The sequence below is a fragment of the Arcicella sp. LKC2W genome, assembly GCF_034931005.1.
GTDB lineage: Bacteria > Bacteroidota > Bacteroidia > Cytophagales > Spirosomataceae > Arcicella.
This window is the reverse complement of sequence record NZ_JAYGIN010000075.1, coordinates 1-776: the sequence shown is the minus strand read 5'-3', so window position 1 is coordinate 776 and position 776 is coordinate 1. Positions and strand designations below refer to the sequence as shown.

At 34.8% G+C, this 776-nt stretch carries 1 protein-coding gene; it reads left to right on the top strand.

Going from position 1 to position 776, the window contains the following annotated elements:
- On the top strand, positions 1–776 hold a 776-nt coding region (locus tag VB796_RS23740), incomplete at both ends, for an efflux RND transporter periplasmic adaptor subunit (protein ID WP_323349081.1).

The window sequence follows — 776 nt, the reverse complement described above, 5'->3', positions numbered from 1 at the left end:
TATCTTGATAAAGTTTTTATTGATGAAGGTAAAAATGTCAAGCAAGGACAGGTTTTATTCAGCATTAATAATCCAGAATTGAAAGAGCAAGCTATCAAAGCAGGAGCCATATTGCGAAGTACCATTACTGAACAAAAAGCTGCTGAAATAGAATTGAACAATATCAAGAGGTTGGTAGAAAAAAATGTAGTTTCCAATACTGAATTGGAAGCAGCAAAAAATAAGGTTGACATGATGAAAGCGAAAGTAGAAGAGGCTCAATCGAATGAATCTTTTGCTAAAATTCAATTGACTTATACGCAAATCAAAGCTCCTTTTAATGGCATTGTGAATCGAATTCCCAACAAAATTGGGAGCTTAATTGAAGAAGGAACGCTGTTGACGAATATTTCAAACAACGGTGAAGTCTTCGCTTATTTTGACGTTTCAGAAAAAGAGTACCTAAATTATAGCTCGAATTTCAAGGATAAAAATCAGCAGTCCAATAATGTAACACTTATTTTGGCAAACGGAGAAGAACATCCGTTTAAAGGAAGAGTGGAAACCACCGAAGGTGAAATTGACCCAAATACGGGTAATATTGCTTTCAGAGCAAGATTTAATAATCCCGAAAAAATCCTAAAACATGGAGCGAGTGGAAAAGTGCGTTTACTCAAAAAATACAAGAATGCGTTGATTATTCCTCAAAAAGCTACTTTCGAGGTTCAAGACCGAATGTACGTTTATGTCATTGATAATAATAATCGGGTAAAGACCAAAGCGATTACTTCAAATCA